The sequence below is a fragment of the Secundilactobacillus odoratitofui DSM 19909 = JCM 15043 genome (assembly GCF_001434895.1).
Classification (GTDB): Bacteria; Bacillota; Bacilli; order Lactobacillales; family Lactobacillaceae; genus Secundilactobacillus; species Secundilactobacillus odoratitofui.
The window spans coordinates 93,173-115,916 of sequence record NZ_AZEE01000027.1 but is presented as its reverse complement, the minus strand read 5'-3'; the positions used below and the strand labels follow the sequence as shown (position 1 = coordinate 115,916).

The window sequence follows — 22,744 nt, the reverse complement described above, 5'->3', positions numbered from 1 at the left end:
AACAAAAGGAATAGTTGATAGCTAAAAATAATTGTCTGTTGCAACTTTTGATAAGACGTTATTCATTTTCGGGTTTTCGTGGCTGTGCGACAACGAAAAAAGTAATATCGTTTTTAATCTAGAACAGATCAACTATGAGCACGTTTGAAACTGATAATTATTTATTAACAATAGTGTGTGCTTTAGGCGCATCATCACCAGCATGATAGGCTGCCGCGAACTTCAAAGCAAAGTCCGCCAACTTAACGTGACCTTCGTGAACCGGTTGATGAGCCAAATCAGCGTACATTTCTGCTGGTTGCTTTTGTAGTTGGCTGCTCTTAACAAACGGCACGACGATTGACTCCGGCACACCGTTATTACGGAGAGCGTCTGCATACTGTTCATCAGTAATCTCAATTAATTTGACGTCAAAGCCAAGTGCGTTGCTCAATGCGTCAACCAATTGTTGACCATCGAAGGTATCGCTGACCACGTAGCGCACCGTTTTGCCAACTGGTGTTTGAGATATAACGTCGTAAACGACATGGGCAATGTCTTCAGGATCAACGTACTTTCGACTGATATCAGCTGGCACATTTGAATAGATCGCGTGGTCGGCTTTGACGCTAGCAAGATTGCCATACAGGTTATTGTAAAACCCAGTTGGTCGCACGAAGGCCACGTCGACCCCAGACAGACTGCTCAAAGCGTCTTCGATGAAGTGGTAGGCGTACAGAGAGCCTGAGAGGTCATCTTGGGCACCAATGCTGCTAAGATTGACGACTTTTTTAACCTTTGCAGCCATAACCGCATTTTTAAAAATATCACCGAGTTGTTTGGCGCTGCCGAATAAATCGGGTGATGAGCCTGAAATCATGAGGTAAACGACGTCGCGACCAGTAAATTGTTCGGTGAGGAAGGTCACGTCACTCATGTCACCAACAGCTGCATGAGCACCAAGGGCTTCGATGGCTGCAATCCGTTTTTCGCTTGAACTAATCACAGTAACATCATGACCATCAGCAATCAGTCGTGGCACCACGATTCGGTTAATATTACCAAGTGAACCAAGTAAAGTTATTTTCATTCGTGAAGACTCCTTTTAAAAAATAGTTCTATCTTTTTAAATCTTCATCATCATAAAAGATAGAGCTATCTTTGTCAACCTTGTATTTCAAAAAAAATCCCGGTACACTGACTAGGACGTTGTGTAACGGAATAAGAGGACAAATATAATGAGAAAAAAAGATGAAACCAAGGAGCCGCGAATCCTAGATGCGACGGCTGAAATAATCCTAAAAGAGGGTGCAGCCGCAGTCTCGACTGTGAAGGTTGCCAAACACGTGGGTATCTCGCAGTCCAATGTCTACCTGTACTTTAAAGATAAGGATGACTTGATTATGAGCGTCTATCGACGAGAACTGAATAAGATTGATGCCACCGGCGATTTAGAACTGGCCACGGATCAAAGCATTCCCGTTGCCAAGCGGGTTCGTGGCTACATTAAAGCGGTCTACGACTTTGCGTTGGCCAATCCAGATAGTCTGACCCTCATTCAGCAAGTTAAATTCCTGCTTGGACAGCACGACACCAACCCGTTTGAAGACTATCCCGAACATGAAAATGTCGTAATTAGCGTTCTTCAGGAGGCCATCGATGCCGGCGTGATCAAACCGGTGCCAGTGAGTTTACTCATGTCGATGGTGTTTTCGGTCATTCATACGCATACGTTAAATCTGCAAAAAAATCGGTATGCGTCTAACGACTATGATTTTGAAACCTTCTACTCACTTATCTGGGGCGGTATGAAACAAGAATAGGCTAGGCGATAGCCGTTGTTTAGGTTACACTGGTGATAACAATCTGATTCATTGGGGGAATTGATGTGAAAGTAACTAGATCACAAGTGCTGAAGTACGGAATCCTTGCGATTGTCGTACTAGCCTTATTAATTTATCCGCACGCCATTTTTGGCGCGATTGGGAATTTTGTTTCGGTATTAAATCCACTGATTTTAGGGGCGGCCATGGCCTACTGCGTTAACATTTTATGTCGGTTGTTGGAGCGTTACATGTGGCCGAATGCAACGGCTAAGTGGGCGGTTGGGTTGCGACGTCCACTGGCTATTTTGGTATCGATATTACTTATTTTACTGATCATTAGCGGCGTTTTGCGACTGGTCATTCCACAATTCGTGAACGCTTTAAATGGGTTCTTTAAAGCGATGCCGGGGACAATCAATGATGTCAATCATTGGCTGAATTCGTTGGATAAAAACAACGCCATTACAGCGAAACTATCCAGTGCGTCAATTGATTGGACGTCAATTCAATCAAAGGTAATGAAATTTTTGACCACCGGGGCGTCAGGTGTGTTCACTTCCACCGTTTCGGTGTTCAGTTCGATTTTCTCTGGGTTGATTAACTTTGTGCTGTCGTTTGTGTTTGCGCTCTACATTATTAGTGGTAAGGAGAAAATCGGTGGCTGGCTCAACCGGTTGATGGACGACTTTTTACCCGCAAAATTCGTGGCGAAGACCCGTTATGTGGTTCACGTGACGGACAGTATGTTTTCAAGCTTCATTGGTGGCCAAGTGCTGGAAGGTTTTATCCTTGGCACGTTATGTACACTAGGGATGCTACTGTTCCAATTTCCCAATGCGCTGCCAGTCGGCGCATTGATTGGTATCACCGCTCTGATTCCAATGGTTGGGGCGTGGATCGGCGGGACCGTCGGCTTCGTGCTCATTGCGGTGACATCACCAATCAAAGCGGTGTTGTTTGTGGTCTACATCATGATTCTGCAACAAGTCGAAGGTAACGTGATTTACCCACGGGTCGTGGGCGGCTCGATCGGGTTGCCAGGCATCTTAGTTTTAGCTGCTGTAACCGTTGGTGGTGGCCTGGGCGGTATCGTTGGGATGCTCCTAGGGGTGCCGGTTACCGCAACGCTTTACCGTTTAATGCGGAACGCAACTTTCCGTAAAGAGGGAATTTTGCCCGCTGAAGAAAACTAAATTTTGGCTACTAAAAGACCTGCATCATCGACTAACTGTCGGTGTGCAGGTCTTTTTGAACGATTTAGTAAAATGATCATTAATCGAAATGCCGCCAATCATGATCCATGAGGTATCTGGCAACAAACAAACCAAGGGGTAGGAACATGATCATCAGAGCTGCTCGAGATAACCAGAGGGCACCGTTGCCAATCTGGTTCAAACCAATGTCGTAAATGCCCCGGTAGATGTAAAGCCCCGGTACCATAATGACGATAGATGGGACTGTTAGTGAAATTCGCGGATAGCCGTTGTAGTGATTGATGACGGATGCCAATAGTCCAGCTAACAGGGCCCCACAAAAGGCGGCGGCCGGAGCGGGCATCGTGTTAAAGTCGACCAATTCGAGTCGTAAGGTGTTAGCAATCGCGCCGATTAAACCAGCTGCAGTCGCCATTTTCTGAGAACTGTTAAACATCATAGAGAAGCCGTAGACCCCAAAGAAACTGGCCGGTAAGCGCAGTAATAATAGCGCTGTGGTACTCAATCCCAGTGGTGTGAAATCTTCTGGTTTAAAATTGACGATAAGGGCAATGAGCCAACCACACAAAGTTGCCACAATGGTGATCATCAGGGCGTAAGCCAGTCTTTCAAGGCCAGAGCGCATGTCTAGTTTTGATAGATCCAAAAAGCTGGTGATAAACGGAAAGCCTGGAATCACGAATAGCATTGCACCGATATAGCCAGCCTCGTGATGACCGGCAATTGGATAAATGAGGTTGATTCCCTTAAAAACCAGCAGGTAAACAATACCAGCGAGGGCTACACTGGTGGCAATTCCAGCTAACGTTGTGATGTGGCGTTTTCCCATCTCACCACGCACCCAGTTACCGACGCCGGCACCAAAGAAGGTACAGACCATCTCAATCCAGCCCCCACCGAGTAGAAAAATAAAGGCGGCACAGGCTAGAGCGGCAGCGAGCCCTTTAATAATCGGTGTGTAATGACCAGGTTTTTGTTGAATCTGGTCTAGTTGCTGATGCAGTTGGTGAACGGTGAGGTCGGCGTAATCGGCTTCAAAGTGCTTGACGAATTGTTCCAACGTGTACAACTTATCCGTATTCACGCCAGTGTTGGGCAACGCTAATACCTGTGAGTAACTGTGACCGGCGTCAAAGCAGGTAAAGTTAATCGAAGTGAGGCCGATGTCGGCGCTACAAGTCAGATCCAACACCCGTGCTACGGTGTTCATGGCATCGCGTACGCGCCAAGCCCCAGTTCCACAAGATAACATCATGATACCAATGCGCCCGACAATCGAAGCTCTAGCTTTCACGTGAGCTTGTTTGACCAGAACATTTTCACTGGAAGTAAACTCCTTCCACGGAATTGCCATGTGGTGCTGCTCTGATGGGATGTAGTTTTCTTGGGTATTGTTGCCCGTTTCTGTCACCATTAACCCCTCCAATTAGTGTTTAGTACTATTATACGCGAATAACTTGAATGGTGTGAAACCATCATCGGAATACAATGGAAATAAGTAGTACCGGCCTATTGATTTTGCGGGACGGATATCTGAAAATTTTGCATAAATGTCTAAAATCGTGGTTAAAACGACAATTAATGACATATTTAAATGCTATCCTTATAGACGTAAAATAAAATATTTATAGAAAGACGGGGATAGGGATGAAACAATTTTCATTGAAACGAGCTGTTTTTACACTTCTTGGGAGTATGGCCTTAATTGCACCACTCGCGATGACGAACACGACAGCGCAAGCTAAAACCAAGTGGACGAAGGGCATTCCAACTGCACTTAAGGGGACGTGGCGTTCAAAGTCAATGTATACTGGTAAAACGGCATTTGGCACCACTGAAACGATTCAACAATTTTATAATGGAAAAAACTCGATGATAACGGTAATCGTTCGCTCAACGGTCAATCCAACTTTTGTTGAAAAGCCTTCATACCATCATGCCAAAGGTTCGCACTATTATTACGTGAAGGGTAAGCTCGGAAGTTCAACTAATTACTATAAATTCCAAGTTAATGGTAAAAAGTTGCGTTTTAAGACTTACCTTTTAACCAATAAAAAAGGTAAGTCAGTTCAGCCAACTCTGTTTGAAGGACTTACTAAGAGCAATTCATTATGGCTATATAAAGGGCAGAAAACAAACAAACAATTTGGATCACTTTAAGTGATTGATTGTCGGAGAATTTAAGATTCAATGCGGTGCCGCTCATTATTTGTGAACGACACCTTTTTTAACGAAAAGTTTAGTCGTATTTTAAAGTGATTGATGTAAAAGTCGGTGAATGTCTAATCAGCAAATAACATATTTTAAACAAATAAAGTAATTTGCGATAACACGACAGTATCTGACATGGTGCAGTGATAAATTAGTGACATAACAAAATTATAATTTCATTTTTTGGGAGGAAATGTTTATGACGAAAAAGTTTGGGAAAAAGGCTGCAATGGTTATGTTAAGTGCCACGCTATTAGGGGGCGTGTTTGTGACGGTGCCAAATGCCCTGACAACTACGACGGCACAGGCTTCAGCAAAGATTTCTTATGCTGAATTTAAAGATGATGTTGCTGCAGCTAAAAGTGCAGTTAAACTAGCAACGCCAGCTGCACAGCAAATCCTTAATTCTAAATTTTTTACCAAGTTAGAGAAAAATCCAACGAACGCGTATAATGTTAATGCTTCTAACTCATTTGTTTCTATCATGACAGCTTTATGTAATGACGGAACCAAAAATCTTGATTCGGATGGACATTTAACAACTGAATCAACAAAAGATTGGAAAGCAATCCAGGCACTGAGCAATCATTTTATTGGTGAGTTTACGTCAAATGGTCAATCTACTGTTCAGGATGCATATGACAGCATTGTAGCTAATGATGGGGATGGATGGACTGATTATGACGGCTTTCCTGGTTACCAATGGGCATTTAGTCAGGGCTTTGACGGTGCATTCAATGGGGTAAAAGTAACTGGAATTCCTTCAACACCAAAGAGCTATATCTCAAAACTATCTGCTAAGAAGACTTCCAAGAAGTACGTCAAAGTTTCTGGCAGTGCTAAACTCTACAAGTCAGCTAACTACGCCCACATTAAGACTTACAAGGGCTACCGTTACGCTAAGCTGAACAGCAAGCATAACTTCAGCAAGAGCATCTACGCACCAAAGGCTAAGACGGTTAAGGTTACCGTTGGTCATTATGCAAACGGCCACTACAAGGCAGTGACTTCAACTAAAACAGTTCACGTTAAGTAATTTAACGGAATCAATTAAGCAGCGCACCCTCAGTGGGTGGGCTGCTTTTTTTCATTTTTAGAAGCCATGATATGTCAAATAATTTATTACGCATAAATGTATAAATGTGATAAAATTTGAAGTGAAAGTACACAATCTAATTGCTTCATAGATATCATCAAAATCAACTCTGGGTACTTTTGAAAATAATGCTTACATAGTCAAATTTGGCGACAACTAAATGATTCAATGGTGTTTTAACACGGCAGATGATTTGATCCAACGCACAGGATTAGGGGGTGCTTGCATGGTTGAGAAGAGTGACAAGGCAAAATCTAGACACGGGGTTACCGGACAAGTTCGGATCACTGATTTCTTAATTCGACTGCTACGGGGTGATAAAATCAAAGTGGCGGATGCTGTGAGCCAGTATGACGTCACCATTCGAACGGTTCAACGGGATGCGGATATTATTCGTAACATTCTGGCTGAAAATCGGATGAATTTGGAACTCAAACACGATTTTAAGTTCAAAGACTATCGTTTGATCAAAGGAGACGATTGGTCGTACGAAGAAGTGCTGGCACTTTTAAAAATTGTGATTGGGTCGCGTTCATTGAGTAAGGACCGAGTGGCGCAAATCAAAGCTCACTTGTTGGGACTACTCTCAGAAGAGCAACAATCAACGGCGAAACGATTGATTGCGGATACGTGGGCGAAGTATAACCCCGTAAACAATGATGCCGAGGTGTTATCGCGATTGCGCGAATTTTCCGAATACGTGGATAACAGTACCATGATTCGCTTCAACTATCATCACAGTGTCAAACACAATGGACAATTTGAAACCGTTGATCAAGTCGGCATCCCGCTTGGCATTTATTTTGCGGAGTTCTATTTTTACGTGGTGATGTACATAGAAGACCGCGATGAGAGTCAGATTTTTCGATTGGATCGGTTTGATGAAGTTCACCGTCTCCGGTCGTCATGAGGCATATTCCCACTTGAAAAACGGGTCGATATTGGCACTTTACGTAATCAAACCTACTTGTTGCCGGGTGGTAAAAAAATCAATTATAAATTTCGTTATTGGGCCTACCCGCAAACGGCGTTGGATAAGTTGCCTAACTCACGGGTGACACACACTTATCCGGATGGTAGCGTCGATATTGAAGGTGCGGACCTGGGCGCACAAGGTGCATTGTTGTGGGTGTTAAGCCAGGGAAAAAACCTCAAAGTGATTCGCCCGCAAAGTTTAGTTGATTTGGTAAAAGCCAATTTAAAAGCAACACTTGCTTTTTATGAAGACGATGCTGAATAGCAAAAGAATAACGTCTGAGGCGCCAACCACGTTGGTTGTTTCAGACGTTATTCTTGATTGATGATTGCACTATTAAATGAGCGTACGATGTTAATGTTTTGACCGATACCACCGACAGTTTTACAATAAGCACATACTAAATTCTCGATAGAAGGGTGCGTGACAACGTGGCAGTAGCAAAAAGGAAAATCATGGCTGCAACGAAGCGATTGGTGGTTTCACAGGCGTTTGATAAAATTACGGTCACGACCATCATGGCGGAAGCTGGGATGCGCCGGCAGACGTTTTACGATCATTTTCGCGACAAATACGATGTGTTGGCTGAAATCTATGCGACCGAAGTGAAGGCGGCTGTTCGTTACTGTGGCAACTACCAGTTCTGGCCACAGACGCTAACATCGATGTTGACGTACTTCAATCAAAACCAGGTCTTTTACCAACATGTGTTGAAATTGGATGTTCAAAACGCCCCTGAAGAGGTCATTTTGACGCACCTCCAAACTATGGTGGGCGAAATCTTTACCAGTCTGGGTGATTACGAGAAAGTTAGTATCGATACAAAGTATTGTACCTTTCTCCAAAAGACGTTGGGTGGCACGTTATATCAGGCACTTAAAGATTGGCTTTACCGGACGGATGAAGTTTCGTTGCAACAGGAAAACCAATTTCTGAAGGCCTATCTCGAAGATGGTATTAACGGTTACCTCATGCGACGCAAACGACAGCCTAGTCAGCTTCAATCCGAAATTGCTTAAACTAGTGACGATGACCATTGTCAATGAAGACTAACTGGTTAGCCGTTGACCGGTCCGCATCAAAGTGCCAGTCAGGGTGGTCAAATTTGGCCACGTCAGCAAGATCACTGATTTGATTTTCAGCTAAATAGCGTACCATTTCCCCACGGGCCATCTTTGCGAAGGTGGCTTTTACTTTTGGCTTGCCATTGACGAGGCTGGCAAAAACGACATCAACCATGTGCTCATCAGCGGTAAGATAGGGCGTAATTGCCTTGGCATACTCCTGGGAGGCCAAATTTAATATTAGACCATCATTCGCCTGTAGTGCAGCATGGAGCCGATCACCCCAGAATTGGTAGAGGTTAGCAGTCTGGTTAACGGCAACGGCCGATTGCATTTCCAAACGATAAGGCACTACACCATCAAAGGGGCGTAGAATGCCATAGAATCCCGTTAGAATGCGTAAATTTGCCTGAATGTAGTCTAATGCTGGCGCGGTAAACAGGTCGGGCGCCATGTACTGGTATTGAATACCGGTGTAGCCTAAAATTGCGGGTGTTTGGTGCTGTGTCAGTGACATTTCTTGCAACCAAGCAAAGTTCTCACGAGCTAATTTATCGCTACAGTGCCACATTGCCTTTGCTTGTTCGTAGGTGAGCTGTTTAAGCACCTGTAAAATTGCTTGGGCGTCATCAAGGTACTGGGGCTGACTTAAAACGTCGAAGTCATCGGTGTTTACGACCATTTTTTTAGTGGGTGCGATGATGATTTTCATTGTGGACTCACTCCTTTATATATTTTAATGATATTTAATAATTCTTATTGTAAGTAAGATGCTGGAAATTTGCTATAATATAACCGTCAATGTCACAACTCTTTAAGGAAGAAGGCTTTTAAAAATGAATGATAAGTTAAAGGCGGTTTTAGCACACGAAGGTGTCGTCACCATCGTTACGATTAATGCTCAACCTAGTAGTATTGTGAACACGTGGATGTCATACTTAACAGTGACCGATGACTACATCTTAGCACCTGCTGCTGGAATGCGCAGTATCGAGCACGACTTTGAAACTGATAACACAGTAACGGTGACGCTGGGTACCAAGGAAGTTGAAGGTACTCAGGGGCCAGGTGCAGGTTTTCATATCCATGGCCATGGTTCATTTTTAGACAGTGGTGAAGAGTTTGACGCAAAAAAAGCACAGTTTCCGTGGGTTCGTAAGGTGCTGAAGATTAGTATTGACGACGTTGAACAAAAAATTTAGGCCGTCGATTTGCGCGATAGTAGCCACATTAAATATATAGAACCTATTGTGAAATAGGTGCAACTAAGTCATAAGAGGCTGGGAAAAAAGTCCATATTGGTAAGTATCGAATTAATTTCTTAATTCGAGGTGAGTAAAAAATTTCACTTTATCTCAAGACTGTTATCTAGTCTAAACGCCAGATAGGCTTCCAAGCTTCGCTGGGTCGTGCGCCAAAACTCAGGTCCCGGCCATATATGAGAACCGGCCCGTAGATTCCAAAACCAGGAATCCACGGGCCGGTTCTCATATATGGCCGGGACCTAAACGAGTTTTTGCCCACTCTCTTATTTTTGAGCTCATTGCACCTATTTTGCAATAGGTACTGTGCAAGGCAAGTTATCGATGAGACTCAATTTGATTGTCCAAGGAACTGCACTTGAAAAGAATTAGCAATCACTTGTGTTATGGTTTCAGCCGAACGTACTCATAGTTAATGAGCCCAGAGGCTGAGATGGGAAATTGTTGGACGCGTTGGTTCAGTAAATATGCTTGTCCGTCCTGAAAGACACCACTGGAAGGGACTTCGGCTTGCATCAGGTACCGTTCTGTTTTTTGAATCAGTTGCCAACGCTTGGTTGCATTATTGCTGTTTTGCGTAATCTGCTTCAGGAGGGTATCAATCTTAGTACTGGAAAAGCCCGTGATATTTTGACGGTTACCGGTTTGATAGAACGTGAGGAAGTTATACGGATCATCATCAGCAGGCGTCCAAGTTGAAAAAACTAGTTGGAATTTGCCAGCCGCTTCAAGCTGAACGCGATGTTCAAGCGATACTTTAGAAATTGTAATGGTGAGTCCGGGCAAATTATGCTCCAACTGACCACGTAGAAATTCAGCGGTAATGCGCGCCGTACTATTATTTGCAATTAAGAGGTTTAACGTCAGGTGCTTGACGCCTAAGTCTCGTTTGGCCAATCGCCAATTTTTGGCAGCTTTGGTGAGGTTGTAGGCTTCAAGCTGACCAGTGGATTTTCGGTAATCCATGCCATCTGGGCCAGTGGTTAATCCTTGCGGCATTAAACCATTTAATGGTTTGGCGCCGTTTTTCAGTTTGCTTTGCGTTAACAGTCGTTTATCGTAAGCCATGGAGAGTGCTCGCCTGAGGTGTACATCAGTGGTAGCGCCCGACATCGTATTGAAGAAGAGGTAGGCTGACGTGACTGAAGATTGAATTTTGATGTTATGCGTATCAGTATAATTGGGAATGGTATTGGCGGTTAAGGGGGCAAAATCTAATTTACCAGTGTTAAATAAGTGGGTCGTTTTTTGAGCAGAATGAATTACCTGAAAGGCAACTCGGTCGACTTTGACGCGATCGTTAAATCGGTACTGGTTATTTTTGATGAACGCCCAATTCTTGTCTTTAGAACCAGACCAACCACTGATTGCATAAGGCCCATCAGAAAGAACGTGGGTGGCAGAATCGCCATATTGTGTCCCTAATTTTTCAGCAAAGCGCTGATTGATTGGCAGGGTGGTGGCATCTGACAGCAATTGAGTTAAATAAGGCGTTGGGGCACTTAACTTGATCTGCAAGTGTTGGCTGTCCAGTGCTTTAATCCCCAATTGGGTCACGGGCTTGCTACCAGTTCTGACCGCTGCAGCGTTTTTAATAAAATCCAACCTTGAGGCGTTTCGAGAATTGGTTTTAGGATCAACCTGACGACGCCAAGCGTAAACAAAGTCTTGGGCACGGACTGTGTCACCGTTACTCCATTTGAATTTGCGGAGGGTAAAGACGTAGGTTAAACCGGTATGGCTTTTTTGCGGATGGTTATCACTGATAGCTGGAATTACCTGGTTTTTAGCATTGTGTGAATACAGGCCAATCATTGTAGCATGGAGGGCTTCGTATGCCTCATGGGAGGTATACAAGTTGCTATCCATCGTTTCGATCGGCGTGTTGGTACCAATGTTCAGAGTTTGTTTTGAAATTGTTTTAGTTTGGTTTGGAACGTGGTTAACGCCATAAGTCGTCCCAATTAATAGTAGAATGCCAGTCGTAATAATAAGTTGAATGGTCGTCGATTGCTTCATAAGTTTGTCCTTCTCAAAGTGCAGTTAGTAAGTTAATTTCTGATGACTCTATTCTAACCCTTGACACGCAATTGCCGATAGTCCAATAATGAAATCAGATCCTTTTAGGAGGTATGTCATGTTTGACTGGGGCAATTGGGTCATCCAAACGATTATCGCAGCGTTTTTCATTTCTGGATTCGTTGTGTTTTATAACCAAGGCTTAACAGCAGCCACTCAGACACACCGAGAACGCTGGTTAATTTTGGTCCGCTATGACCGGCTGATTGCGACGATTTTTACGCTTGCAATGGTTGCGTTTTGCCAGTTGGCGCAGTATTTAAATCCAATTAATGAATCGGCCTATACGAATTGGGCGCTCTACATCCTGTTCATTCCGTTACTGGATCAAAAAGTCCGGTTGCCGGAATACATAGCGCGCAGTGTTATTGCAATGGCCTTTTGGGCAGCAAATAACAATTTAAATAGTGCTAATTTTTACGTTTCAGTTGCATTCCTAATCATTATATTAGTGTTGATATATTTGTATCGGTATGTGATCAATGGTAACTGGTTATTACGGATGGAACTGGTCTTATGGATTGGCTTGGATTTTTGGTTAAGCCAAACCCAATTAACGACGTTGAGCGTCACTATGAGCATCGTGATGTTTTTGTTGATGAACATGTTTACTGCTTTTTACTGGTCAACTGAACGGGTGACGGAACTTGAACATCATCGTTTGGAACAACAGGTTAATCTTGATACGTTAACTCAGGCTGGTAGTTTTTTTGCCTTTCGTAGTGATAGCGTGACAAAATTTGCGTTAGCACGGCAGAAAAAACAACCAATGAGTCTCTTGATGTTTGATATAGATTACTTTAAAAACGTGAATGACACGTATGGTCACGCCACCGGTAATCGTGTGTTAAGTGAAATTGGCAAGCTCGTGTTAACCGAATTAAAGCAAGTGGCTGAACTAGAGCCGACGTTTTACAGAACTGGCGGAGAGGAGTTCAACGTCATTTTTATGGCCGATATTGCCGAAGTGATACCGTTTGTTCAGACGCTACAGGAACACGTTAAAATGGCCTACTTTAGTTATGAAGAGGTTACGGTTCACATTACCTTGTCGCTGGGACTAACCGCACTCTCAGACGAAGACGAAACCTTTGAAACGGTTTATGAGCGTGCCGATGCTTATCTGTATCAGTCCAAGCAAAATGGCCGTGACCAACTAACGGTTGAAGGTCAAGTCAAACATTAGATACCACTTATGAAAAATAGGACGGTAACCGTGAAAAGGTTATAACGCGATTACTTTTTAAATGACTTTTTAAAGGCTACAAAGGCCGATGAGACAGGATATGTCGTCTTGAATTTGATTCAAAAGTTTTGATAAGAATTTCTAGCATATTTAATCAAGAGTGTTAAAATAATTGTAGGAATAGAGTGGGAAAAAGCGTTACAAGTATTAGTCGCTATAAAACCAAAACGGTAATTCATGGGGTATGAGCACGGTTTTGGCAATTAAATTTAGAATATTAACGTTAAAACGGGGGATGTCACGGCGACTTCCACCGTTTTTTGATGTTATGACAATAATGGAGACTAGACGATGTACACTTATTTTGTTCAACCGATTTTTAATATTGAGCAGCAGCGCGCTATCAGCTACGAATTACTCCTTCGCACGTGGGATGCGACTGAACGGAACTGGCGCTTGCCAGATCACTTTGATATCGATGCCGATACCCAACTGAGGCTAATGAAGCAGGTTTTACCGCACCTCAAACTCAAAAACGTAACGATTAATTTGACGACGGCTCAGTTTGCCGATGCAAGCACTCAAGCCAAGTTTATTGACTTCGTGAATAGTCAAAACGGCACGGTTACGTTAACGGTTGAATTGGTTAAAGCACCTACGTTGGCGGTGATTCAACGGATGGCACCAGCTTATCATGAGGCTGGCATCTTGATTGCGATTGATGATGTTGGGTCGGATAATACCTATGATGAAACGGTTGATTTACTACCTTTCGTTGATACGCTGAAATTTGCGATTCAAAATTTACGTCGCCAAGGGGCGACTTTGCGTGAATTAAGACCGACAATTATCAATTGGATGACCCTGGCACAACGTGAAAAATTACGGTTTACGCTGGAGGGCATCGAAACTAGAAGTGATTTGGAAATGGTTGCCTCAATCGGTGTCAGTCGTTGCCAAGGCTTCTTTTATTCCAAGCCGGTCTTGCCAGACGAATTGCAGGCTAGTTTTCTCTAATAAATAAAAAAATGGTTCAAGTTATGCAAATTACACTTAACTTGAACCATTTTTATTGTGTCCGGGGAAGGTTGATCTAAAATTTTCAGATCACCTCTAACCATTATTTTTCAGTTGCGGATTGAGCTAACTCATCAATTTTATCGTAAAAAGCGTCAGCGTGGACGCTGGTGACGAAGGTGACATCACGACCCTGTTCGGTAATGAAAGTTCGGCCGGCAGCTGGTCCTGAAGCTATCACGTCACTCTTGATGGGCTTACTATCCACTAATTCAGGATAACGGCTAACTAGTGTTGTTAAGACATCCCATAAATAATAGGTAGAATTAGCTTCAAAGGAGTGGACTAACGAGTAGCCTTGACCGATGAGATCCAGAGCGGGATAACGTCGTTGGGTTGCCCAACGCGCACGTAGTTCAGGTGTTAGCGGCACTTGGTCCGTGCTATCCAAACTAACGACGGTAATGGCGAGACTTGAATCCCAGACGGTTTTGACGGCTTCAGGATCCCAGTAGGCGTTCCATTCCATGGTGCCATCTTGTTCAGGTTCTGCTACGTTACCCTGTTCGTTCATGGCACCGCCCATCCAAAATAGGCGATCAATTTTATCAGCAATACTTGGCTCGATTGTGAGTGCACGGGCCAAATCAGTTAAGGGCCCAGTCATAACTAACGTGACGGGGGCATCGGCGTTTTGGATTTTTTCGATCATATCAAGGTGGCCAGGTTTGTCAGCAAGGGGCGTTTTTGCGGGACCGTGTTCGTTTAAAATGGGAAAATCGTCAAACGAAAAAGCACTTAGGCGCCATTCTTTTGGAAATTGGTGAACCGCACGAGAATTTGATTTGGCAACATCAACAGGTTTACGATCCTCGTGCCCGAATAAGTCAATAATCTTACGAGAAGCCGAAGATGCTGGACCAACGTAACCATCGGCATCAGTAACACCAACGCCCAATAGGTTAACGTCTGGCATTTGTAACAACAATAGTAGGGAAACTAAATCGTCGACATTACCGTCGTGGTTGAAGTACACGTTTCGCATTGCAAAAACCTCCAATATAAGATATCCTAATCATATGCCAAAGTAGCGAGAGATGCATGATTTTCTGCTACTAAGTTGGCATAGATGAAGGCAGCACGTGTGATATCAACGCGATGCAAAAAACTTTCTACAAAAGTTAAAAAAAGGCTTGCACAAACCATAGATCGTATGTATAATGAGTCTTGAATTAAAGTTGATTTAGATTAATTAAATAAAATTGCTCAGCACTAGAGAAGCTTTCTAGTGACACGACCCGGACAAGAGAGAGACCTGGCCGGGTTATTATGCTCTCATGAGCTTTTTACAAGATTATTTTAAATTTAGCTTTAAAAGTTTACCTTTTGATTCGAGCAATCGAGTCCCAGTTGAGTTAATACTACCCCCCAAATTAACTGTAACGATTAAGCACGATTTAATTAGCAACTTTGGCTTTTATTCAAAGTGAGGTTGCACCGGTACGATTCTGGAAGTCATGGTGATTGTCTCCATCGTGGCAAATGAATTCGTAAAAAGGTAACGGATATTTATTTCTAGTTAAACTAAAAAAGATACTTTGTCTAGACCAATTTCTAGGGAAAGTATCTTTTTTTGAAAATAATTTACTTGTGAATTAAACGGTTTATGAGATAAATTTTGAAATCGTTATAACGTTGTTACTATTTGTAAGCTTATTAAACCGGTAAACTTTGGTTAAAATTGGTTAAAATGGTTAATTCACAAGCAAGCCCCTTCTCATTTTTGTAACATTTCTGTAATGGTAAAGCTTGGAATCCGGTGTTATAGTTTCGGTGTTGTGTTACTTATTGGGGGGTCAATAATTAACTCACGGGGACAACTTGCTCTTTTTTTGAGCAATCGTTTGCAACACATGTATTTGTGGGATACGCACTTCTCTTTTGTTCTGTGTATATAAGTTTATTTGGAGACATTACGAAAAAGCTGATAGTCGAGACAACCTGGTTTATTTAAAGGAGACTCATCAGTGAATAAGAAAAATGTTTTAGGTCGTTTAGTTGCTATTGTCGCAGTTGCAGCAGGTTTGAGTTTTGTATCAAGTAATCAAGCAAGTGCCAAGATCGTAACAGAGTCAGATGGTAGCGGGGCCCAGATTCAGACCAGTATTTTAGCCAATACCGTGTCATCAGCAAGTGATATCAATGCAACCGGCTCAGCTAGCTTAACACCTGCTTCTAAGCGGTGGAAATCAAGCACGATCACTTACAAGATTTCAAGTGGTTCAAGTTATTATAAGTCCGTTTGGAAAACCGCCGTATCACGTTGGAATAAGTCAGGCGTCATTGATTTAGTGCCAACTAAGGGCAAAGCAGACATTACGCTATCAACGGCTAATGCTAAGAGCAGTACAAACGGTACCGTCGGCATCACCTACTCGTCTTACTATAACAATTCAACGATTCATTCATTGAAAGTGATGGCAAGTGCGAAGTCATATGTTTATCGAAATGTTGCTAGCCGTTACAAGTATTCAAAGGCTGAACGTGCTCACGTTGCTGAACATGAATTAGGTCACGCACTTGGGTTACAACATAACGTTGGTAAAGCAAGTGTTATGTATTACGCAACACGGTCACAATCAGTTTCTAAGCCTGATGTGAATGGCTTAAAACAAAGTTACCGTTAATCGACAGATGAATAACTAGAAATAAATATCCGTCCGGGGGGGCGGATATTTTTTTGCCTTTTTACGCAATATCGGGTATGTGGATGGCCTGTTGACAAATTTTAGGTGATTATCAGTAATTCGTAGACTACCATTTTTCAAATTAGTTCAGAGACTGCCGTCTCCAGTTACCAGAAATCGGGGGCGGTGTTGCCGTGGGGTCGGTCCGAGCCAAAGGTCGGTCTCGGGCCTCAAATTCAAGCCCCACCAAAGGTCGTGCGGGTCTTTAATTTGACCCTGACTGGTGGGAAAGCCCCACCAGTCATTTCACGGCAAGCCCCCGATTTCTGGTAACTTCCGACTACTTATGTTGTTGTAGACACCCGGCGAATTAAAACAACATTCTAACGCATACGTGTACGAAAATTTTACGCCAATTACGCATGATACATAATTTAATTGACAAATTTTAAGAATAAAAATCTGGCGCCAACCTAAAACTACCACAGTCCCTAAATTCCAGAAACTGTGGTGGTTTTCTTGACATCTTGGTACCTAGACGAGCTTGTCCCACGATGAAATGACTATTCATCAAAGGCGACTAACCAGTCATAGATCTCTTCAGCGCTGGACACGATTACGTCGGCCACTTCCTGAGCTGAAAAAGGATTCGTTTGCCAGGCAGACACAGTGAGCAGGACTTTTTCCGGTAAAATGCCGTAGTAAATCCCATATCCCGATGGATCCAGTGGTGCAAATGAGAAGTTATCGATAATGTCGCAGGCGACGCTAGCCGTGGCAAAGAAGTTGGTGGTGAGCTGCTGGTAAACATCGGAATCAAACAGCTCTGCTGCGTCTGGAAAGGCTGCTTTGCCACCGTGAGTGTTCATCATCGTTTGGAGTCCAAGGAGGTGCTGATCCGTGCCATTACCTTCTTGGACTTCCTGAATAGCAGCAGTGTGTTGCGTGATTGCCTGATTAAAGGATTGGCGAATTGCGGCATCACGTTGGCCACTGGCAAAGTCGGTGACAAACTGTTTGGCCGAAGTTGATAATGTGTTGAGGCTTTCAGGGCGACCTTGATAAAAGTGGCGCATCGAAACGGGTTCGTTAAGCCGGTGCCAGCCACCCGTCAATCGGTATTGTGCCAATGTCAGTACGAGTTGGAAAAAAGCGTCTGGTGAAACGTGAAGTGCTTCTAACGCTGTGCGACCAAACTGGGTAAGTGTTGCGGCAGCAAACTGTAACTTAGCGGAAAAAACCGTGGTTTTGATCTGAGCTTGTTGGAGTGCGATAAGTGACTTTGAATCAAGCTCCCAAGCTAAGCGTTCAAAATGAGGCTTCCCTTTGCTGTCCCACTGATCTTCAGGCTTTTTGAGGTCCGCAATAACGGCATCAACGATGTGGCCCGCCGGTTGACTATCAATGTGACTGTGTTCGAAGCTAAAACCAATGCCCTTTTCGTAATCGATCACCACCTGCATAGTTTTATCGAAAAAGTGTTCATTGGGTCCAAGCAAAGTCTGGCGTAAACCTGCGGATGCTTCTAAATCGGCAAAAGTCATGACAAGTAGACTATTTGCGACACGTTCGAAATTTTGGTGATTTTGATCGTTTTTATTTAGACGATGCCAGGTTTTGGCCGCTAGCTGACGTGGCAAACCAGTATATTGGCCGATGAAGCGGTCGTCTGGGTCTGATTGAGCGAATATTAAGCGAAGTGCCTCAGTTAATGAATGAAGGGTCGCAACTCGACCAGCGTGGTCAATCAGCAAAATTTGGTACACCGTTTGGCGGTAAATAACGGTAGCTTCAATATTTTTCAGTGCCAAACGGGTTTGGTGAAAATGATCTCGATGTGTGTGGGGGAGTCGTTGTGAGCGAAACAAGGGAATGTAACCACTCATATCAAGTGGCCGACCGTCATCGTCAACTTCGACCGGGGCCGTTTCGTTTGCAAAAGCGAGGTATTGATCGGCGATGTTTTGCAGTAGTTTGGCCGCTAGTTCAATCGGTGGTCGATCAGGTAAATGGGATGGTGAAATTGTGAAGGCAAAGTTCGTGGCGACTTGAAGAGCGGATTGGTTAGTCAAATACCGCTCTGACTGAAGTGGTGTCGTCCAATTGGCGTTTGTTTCGACTTGTAACCGATGTAATGCCGATTGAAGTACTGGACCGTCACTTTGTTGAAAGGCCGCGATGAGGTCGGCTAATTTTGCTTGTTCCGCATCACCTAACAAAGGTTGAGCAGATTCAGTGAGACGTGCTAGTGTCGCTTCTAAGGTTGGTAACGGTCGCTTTGATAGCTTACTGATTAAGTCAGTTGTATATTTCGCGGTCATATGAATCCCCCATTTCTTTTCTATCAAACTGCAGTGCACTTTTGCCGTTAAGTATCTTTGGGGGCATTATCGCATATTGGGGCCGTTAAGGTTGAAAATAAGCTCAAATTTTCGCGTGATAATTATATTTATTTATCATGTGATATATAATCTATATATTTCGAAATAACGTAAATATATGATTTGTTCTTATCTTAATTCTGTGAGATACGACGATAAAATCAACGTTACCAGTGTTTACCAGTACTGAATGGAACTGATTTAAATTATAAGGAAATCGGGCGTAAATACTTGACTATGATAACCTTATTCGTTATATTGTTCCTAAGCTAGACAATCCCGTGATAATGATCAGGTCGGGGGATGGATCTGATTAAATTTTACTAGCTGATGGAGGTGGGAGAAGGTAAGTGATGGGAATCAGCAGTTTGTCGATACCTGAGTTTTGAATAGTCCGCTACCGACCCCTGGTGGAGGAGGCGCTAAAGTGAAGAAGAGGGTGTACCCCAACGCGTGATGGTCAGACGTTATCCGCATGTGATTTATTTTAATTTGAATCAAATGGGTAAACGATGGGTGCTAACGTTTGGCATGACGAACACCTAATCATGTCACTGCGGTACAAGAGACACAGCATCATGAACAGAATTGATTTCGGCAGTCACACGATGCGGAGGTGGCTGCTTTATTAGACATATGTGGAATGGCAACGGATACAAAAATGAACGAAAATCAAAAAAATCTCCGTATTATACTTGTCAATGCCATGATTATGTGATAAAGTACATATATATTAAGAATATAAAAAAGCAATTTAATCTAAATGCTCAGTTCCTTTATTGGGACACGACCCGTTCTCGGAGGTTTAACGACCTGTCGAATGACCGGGTCTTTTTTATTCTTAACAGAAATTGCTATCAGTTCCGGGGGATTCATGGACTGGTAGGGATGCGATAAAATGAAAAAGCCTACTATGATTGTTGCAGATATCGCTTGAATCTAATTGTCTCAGCGAGTGGAGTCGCTAACTTTTAGAAATATCACGATGCGTCGTGATCAACGGGAATTGGACACCCATAAGCGATACCGTCCTAATGTGGTTGGAGGCCACTTGCAGTGTAACTAAGGTTTGCATGGGGATGCAAACTTGTCATTCGGTTCTCATAGTTGGAGCGCCCTTTGGCGTTGTCATTATGGAGTCAGCGTTATTAATTCTTGGAGGAATTAATGAATTAGACCCAAATAGTTGAAAAAAACAGTCATTGTCCGTCTGGGGAGACGAGTTGTGAGTGTTTTTTTGTTGTGTTTATTTGGTTTGATTGTGACAATCTTTAATTTTGGGTATAGACGAAACGCGATATAAAAGGCAGATTCCGGCCAGACAAGAAGAACCCATCAGAACATAAAATCCTAAGATCAGGCTTTTGTGTTCTGATGGGTTCTTCTTGTCTTCTGGAATCTAAGGGCCTTTTATATCGCTCTACAAAAAAAGATCACCCGGGGGAGGGTGATCTAATATAGGAGTAGGCATTTTCGTGATGGGGTTCACGGAAATATTAATTTTACTTTGGAGGAGTAAAATGAAAAAGCTTACTTAATATTTATACCTTAATATAAATATTAGGCTATGGGTACAATATAGGCTATAAATGTGAAGAAATTGTGAAGATGCCATAACAAATTGAAATTTATTGGTTTTGGGTTATTGAAATAGTATAGAAATCATAATTAAGGGTCTCAATTAAAAAGTCACTTAATGATTACCGGTATGGCGCGGTTTATTCGAAACAGAGATGCGAATAAAAATTGTTAACCGATTCAAAAAATTGGTCCGATAATTCAGTAAAAAAAAGTTTTATTACATTTTTATTACAATGATTTTGGGGCCAAAATGACGAAATAACTTGCCAATTCGTGTACTAGTGATATAGTGTAATAGTAAGCTAGTACACGTTAGGAGGCGTAGCTTTGGAATTTAACGATAAAGTCCCCATCTACTACCAAATCAAAACAGTTATTTACGACCAGATCATCGCTGGTGAACGGCAGCCCGGTGAAAAACTACCGGCAGTTCGCCAATTGGCAGTTTCGCTTACAGTCAATGTGAATACCGTGCAACGTGCGCTGAGTGAAATGATTGCCGAGGGTGCGATTGTCTCAAAACGTGGTAAGGGCAATTTTGTGACGGAGGATACGCAAGTGATTGAAACAATTAAGACACAGTTGATTACAGAGCACTTATCGAATTTGTATGAACAGCTGCATCGGTTAAATATCGATGATCAAGATATCATCAATGCGTTAGTGACGTACATTGAGAGACGGGGGAATTCAGATGACAACCATTGAAATTGAAAAACTGAATTATCGACGAAATTTAAAAACGATTTTAAAAGATGTCTCGCTTTCGCTTGAAGGCGATAAAATTATCGGCTTATTGGGTGAAAATGGTGCTGGTAAAACGACTTTGATGAGATTAATTGCTGGCACGGCTAAAAACGCTAGTGGCACAATTGCCATCAAAGATGATACTGAAGCTGATACAAAGAAGGCCTTGGTGAGTTATAGCAATCCGTTAGGTGGTTTTGCGCCTAATACACCAATCAGCAAAGTGGTGGCCTTCTATGAAAAAGTCTATCCAGATTTTGATCAGGCTAAGTATCAACAACTAGCTGATTTTCTACAGTTAGATGAGTCCCTAAAATTGGCTGCATTGTCAAAAGGAACACGCGAGAAACTTGTCATTTCTCTGACCTTGGCGCGTCAAACCAGTGTCTATCTGTTGGATGAACCCTTTAGCGGTATTGACAGTATGAGTCGTAAAAAAATCATTAATAGCATTTTAAAGTGGAAACCGGCTGAGGCGATTATGATTATCAGTGATCACTATGTGTCTGAGATTGCGACTATCCTTGATGAGGTTGTGATCATTAAGGATCAGACCGTTGTCGCACATAAGGATGCCGATGAAATTCGGGAAGAATTTGGCCTAGGTATTGAAGCTTACTATGAAGGATTATATGAGGAGGGTGTTACACATGACGAAATTTAGTTCAGTTTTCGGTGCATTGTTAAGCGGCCGAATCAGACGAGTACATCAAGTTGCACTAACGGGACTGATTGCCATTGTGGTGACCACTGCTTGGACCATGATTTCGGGTAACTTTGATTTGGCAAATGGGGATCTATTCGGCATTATCGGTGGTTGGTCATTTGTCGTTTATCTGGTCCTCTTTGTTGAAATGGCTCGATTCACAGAGCGGGCTTTCGTCAGTGATTCGATTCGACTGATGCCGTTGAATGATACGAAGTTGTATCTCGCTAATTTAACTGCTTCGATGGTTGCCTTTCTTTATGGTGTTTTATTGCAAGTGTTGTTACACGTCGTGGGTGGTTTGTTGAGCTGGCATGCGTTTTCTAAAACACTATCTGAAATGTGGGTCGCCCATCCTGGTAACTATCCCATCTGGGTGATTGTTTTGAGCATCCTGTGTTTAATGTTTTTGGTGCTCGTGATGATGTGGACAACCATCTCATTGATTCACTTGGTCACCACCAGTATTTCACTGTTTCTGCCAGCTAGTCGACAAAAAGCTGTTCAGGTGATTTTGTACATTTTCGTGACCTTTGTTATTTTGTACATCGCTCAACTGGTCTTCCGTGCGCCAACTGGGACCATGAGCGCTTTGCATACAACATCTACGGGAGCTGGTCCAGTGCTGATCAACCTGATTTGGATCGCGGTTGTCATCGTCATCGAATCATTGCTGAACGTTTTGATGCTTAAGAGGTGGGTTGAAACAAGTCATTAAAATGAGAAACGTAG

General features: G+C 42.9%; 20 protein-coding genes. 14 read left to right on the top strand and 6 right to left on the bottom strand.

Annotated features, from left to right (window positions below; all coding sequences use genetic code 11):
• Positions 1-157: 157 nt before the first annotated feature.
• Complete coding sequence (locus tag FD04_RS03045; protein ID WP_056946896.1) at positions 158-1,069, bottom strand: SDR family oxidoreductase; 912 nt, start codon at positions 1,067-1,069, stop codon at positions 158-160.
• A gap of 148 nt (positions 1,070-1,217) precedes the next feature.
• On the opposite strand from FD04_RS03045, the gene FD04_RS03040 reads away from it, so the two are divergent.
• Positions 1,218-1,802, top strand: coding sequence for a TetR/AcrR family transcriptional regulator (locus FD04_RS03040; protein WP_056946894.1), 585 nt, complete (start codon positions 1,218-1,220; stop codon positions 1,800-1,802).
• Between the two features lie 65 nt (positions 1,803-1,867).
• Complete coding sequence (locus FD04_RS03035; protein WP_056946892.1) at positions 1,868-2,998, top strand: AI-2E family transporter; 1,131 nt, start codon at positions 1,868-1,870, stop codon at positions 2,996-2,998.
• Positions 2,999-3,077: 79 nt separating this feature from the next.
• Here FD04_RS03035 and FD04_RS03030 read toward each other — a convergent pair whose 3' ends face one another.
• Positions 3,078-4,433 carry a threonine/serine exporter family protein gene (locus FD04_RS03030; RefSeq protein WP_056946891.1) on the bottom strand — a complete coding sequence of 452 codons (1,356 nt, stop codon included), beginning with the start codon at positions 4,431-4,433 and terminating at the stop codon, positions 3,078-3,080.
• A gap of 233 nt (positions 4,434-4,666) precedes the next feature.
• Here FD04_RS03030 and FD04_RS03025 point away from each other — a divergent pair, with 233 nt between their 5' ends.
• From FD04_RS03025 to FD04_RS03005, 5 genes are all read left to right on the top strand, one after another.
• The gene (locus tag FD04_RS03025; RefSeq protein WP_056946889.1) at positions 4,667-5,179 is read left to right on the top strand and encodes a hypothetical protein; all 513 of its coding nucleotides are present in this window, start codon (positions 4,667-4,669) and stop codon (positions 5,177-5,179) included.
• A gap of 250 nt (positions 5,180-5,429) precedes the next feature.
• A complete protein-coding gene (locus FD04_RS03020; protein WP_056946886.1) occupies positions 5,430-6,266 on the top strand; it encodes a hypothetical protein in 837 nt (278 codons plus the stop codon).
• Positions 6,267-6,552: 286 nt separating this feature from the next.
• The gene (locus tag FD04_RS12975; RefSeq protein ID WP_056946882.1) at positions 6,553-7,236 is read left to right on the top strand and encodes a helix-turn-helix transcriptional regulator; all 684 of its coding nucleotides are present in this window, start codon (positions 6,553-6,555) and stop codon (positions 7,234-7,236) included.
• Positions 7,237-7,380: 144 nt separating this feature from the next.
• Positions 7,381-7,566, top strand: coding sequence for a WCX domain-containing protein (locus FD04_RS12970; RefSeq protein ID WP_476707409.1), 186 nt, complete (start codon positions 7,381-7,383; stop codon positions 7,564-7,566).
• 167 nt (positions 7,567-7,733) lie between these two features.
• Positions 7,734-8,321 carry a TetR/AcrR family transcriptional regulator C-terminal domain-containing protein gene (locus tag FD04_RS03005; protein ID WP_235805633.1) on the top strand — a complete coding sequence of 196 codons (588 nt, stop codon included), beginning with the start codon at positions 7,734-7,736 and terminating at the stop codon, positions 8,319-8,321.
• 1 nt (position 8,322) lies between these two features.
• On the opposite strand, the gene yaaA is transcribed toward FD04_RS03005, so the two are convergent.
• A complete protein-coding gene (gene yaaA / locus FD04_RS03000; RefSeq protein ID WP_054699497.1) occupies positions 8,323-9,078 on the bottom strand; it encodes a peroxide stress protein YaaA in 756 nt (251 codons plus the stop codon).
• A 124-nt stretch (positions 9,079-9,202) separates the two neighbouring features.
• On the opposite strand from yaaA, the gene FD04_RS02995 reads away from it, so the two are divergent.
• Positions 9,203-9,568, top strand: coding sequence for a hypothetical protein (locus tag FD04_RS02995; RefSeq protein WP_056946873.1), 366 nt, complete (start codon positions 9,203-9,205; stop codon positions 9,566-9,568).
• A 444-nt stretch (positions 9,569-10,012) separates the two neighbouring features.
• On the opposite strand, the gene FD04_RS02990 is transcribed toward FD04_RS02995, so the two are convergent.
• On the bottom strand, positions 10,013-11,647 hold the full coding sequence (locus FD04_RS02990; RefSeq protein ID WP_056946870.1) for a peptide ABC transporter substrate-binding protein: 1,635 nt from the start codon (positions 11,645-11,647) through the stop codon (positions 10,013-10,015).
• 118 nt (positions 11,648-11,765) lie between these two features.
• Here FD04_RS02990 and FD04_RS02985 point away from each other — a divergent pair, with 118 nt between their 5' ends.
• Together FD04_RS02985 and FD04_RS02980 are read left to right on the top strand one after the other, a co-directional pair.
• The gene (locus tag FD04_RS02985; protein ID WP_056946867.1) at positions 11,766-12,893 is read left to right on the top strand and encodes a GGDEF domain-containing protein; all 1,128 of its coding nucleotides are present in this window, start codon (positions 11,766-11,768) and stop codon (positions 12,891-12,893) included.
• Positions 12,894-13,244: 351 nt separating this feature from the next.
• Positions 13,245-13,910, top strand: coding sequence for an EAL domain-containing protein (locus FD04_RS02980; protein WP_056946865.1), 666 nt, complete (start codon positions 13,245-13,247; stop codon positions 13,908-13,910).
• A 103-nt stretch (positions 13,911-14,013) separates the two neighbouring features.
• Here FD04_RS02980 and FD04_RS02975 read toward each other — a convergent pair whose 3' ends face one another.
• Positions 14,014-14,955, bottom strand: coding sequence for a nucleoside hydrolase (locus FD04_RS02975; protein WP_056946862.1), 942 nt, complete (start codon positions 14,953-14,955; stop codon positions 14,014-14,016).
• A gap of 982 nt (positions 14,956-15,937) precedes the next feature.
• Between FD04_RS02975 and FD04_RS02970 the strand changes: the two genes are divergently transcribed.
• On the top strand, positions 15,938-16,597 hold the full coding sequence (locus FD04_RS02970) for a matrixin family metalloprotease (protein ID WP_054699510.1): 660 nt from the start codon (positions 15,938-15,940) through the stop codon (positions 16,595-16,597).
• A gap of 563 nt (positions 16,598-17,160) precedes the next feature.
• Here FD04_RS02970 and FD04_RS02965 read toward each other — a convergent pair.
• Entirely contained in the window at positions 17,161-18,918 is a 1,758-nt protein-coding gene (locus FD04_RS02965) for a choline/carnitine O-acyltransferase (RefSeq protein WP_056946859.1), read from the bottom strand.
• A gap of 1,968 nt (positions 18,919-20,886) precedes the next feature.
• On the opposite strand from FD04_RS02965, the gene FD04_RS02960 reads away from it, so the two are divergent.
• The 3 genes from FD04_RS02960 to FD04_RS02950 are packed head-to-tail and all read left to right on the top strand — an operon-like array spanning position 20,887 to position 22,730.
• A complete protein-coding gene (locus FD04_RS02960) occupies positions 20,887-21,267 on the top strand; it encodes a GntR family transcriptional regulator (protein WP_054699516.1) in 381 nt (126 codons plus the stop codon).
• Complete coding sequence (locus tag FD04_RS02955) at positions 21,254-21,970, top strand: ATP-binding cassette domain-containing protein (protein WP_056946855.1); 717 nt, start codon at positions 21,254-21,256, stop codon at positions 21,968-21,970. Before FD04_RS02960 ends, FD04_RS02955 begins: the two co-directional genes overlap by 14 nt.
• Positions 21,957-22,730 carry a hypothetical protein gene (locus tag FD04_RS02950; RefSeq protein ID WP_054699518.1) on the top strand — a complete coding sequence of 258 codons (774 nt, stop codon included), beginning with the start codon at positions 21,957-21,959 and terminating at the stop codon, positions 22,728-22,730. The genes FD04_RS02955 and FD04_RS02950 overlap by 14 nt, the downstream gene beginning before the upstream one ends.
• The last annotated feature ends 14 nt before the right edge of the window (positions 22,731-22,744 follow it).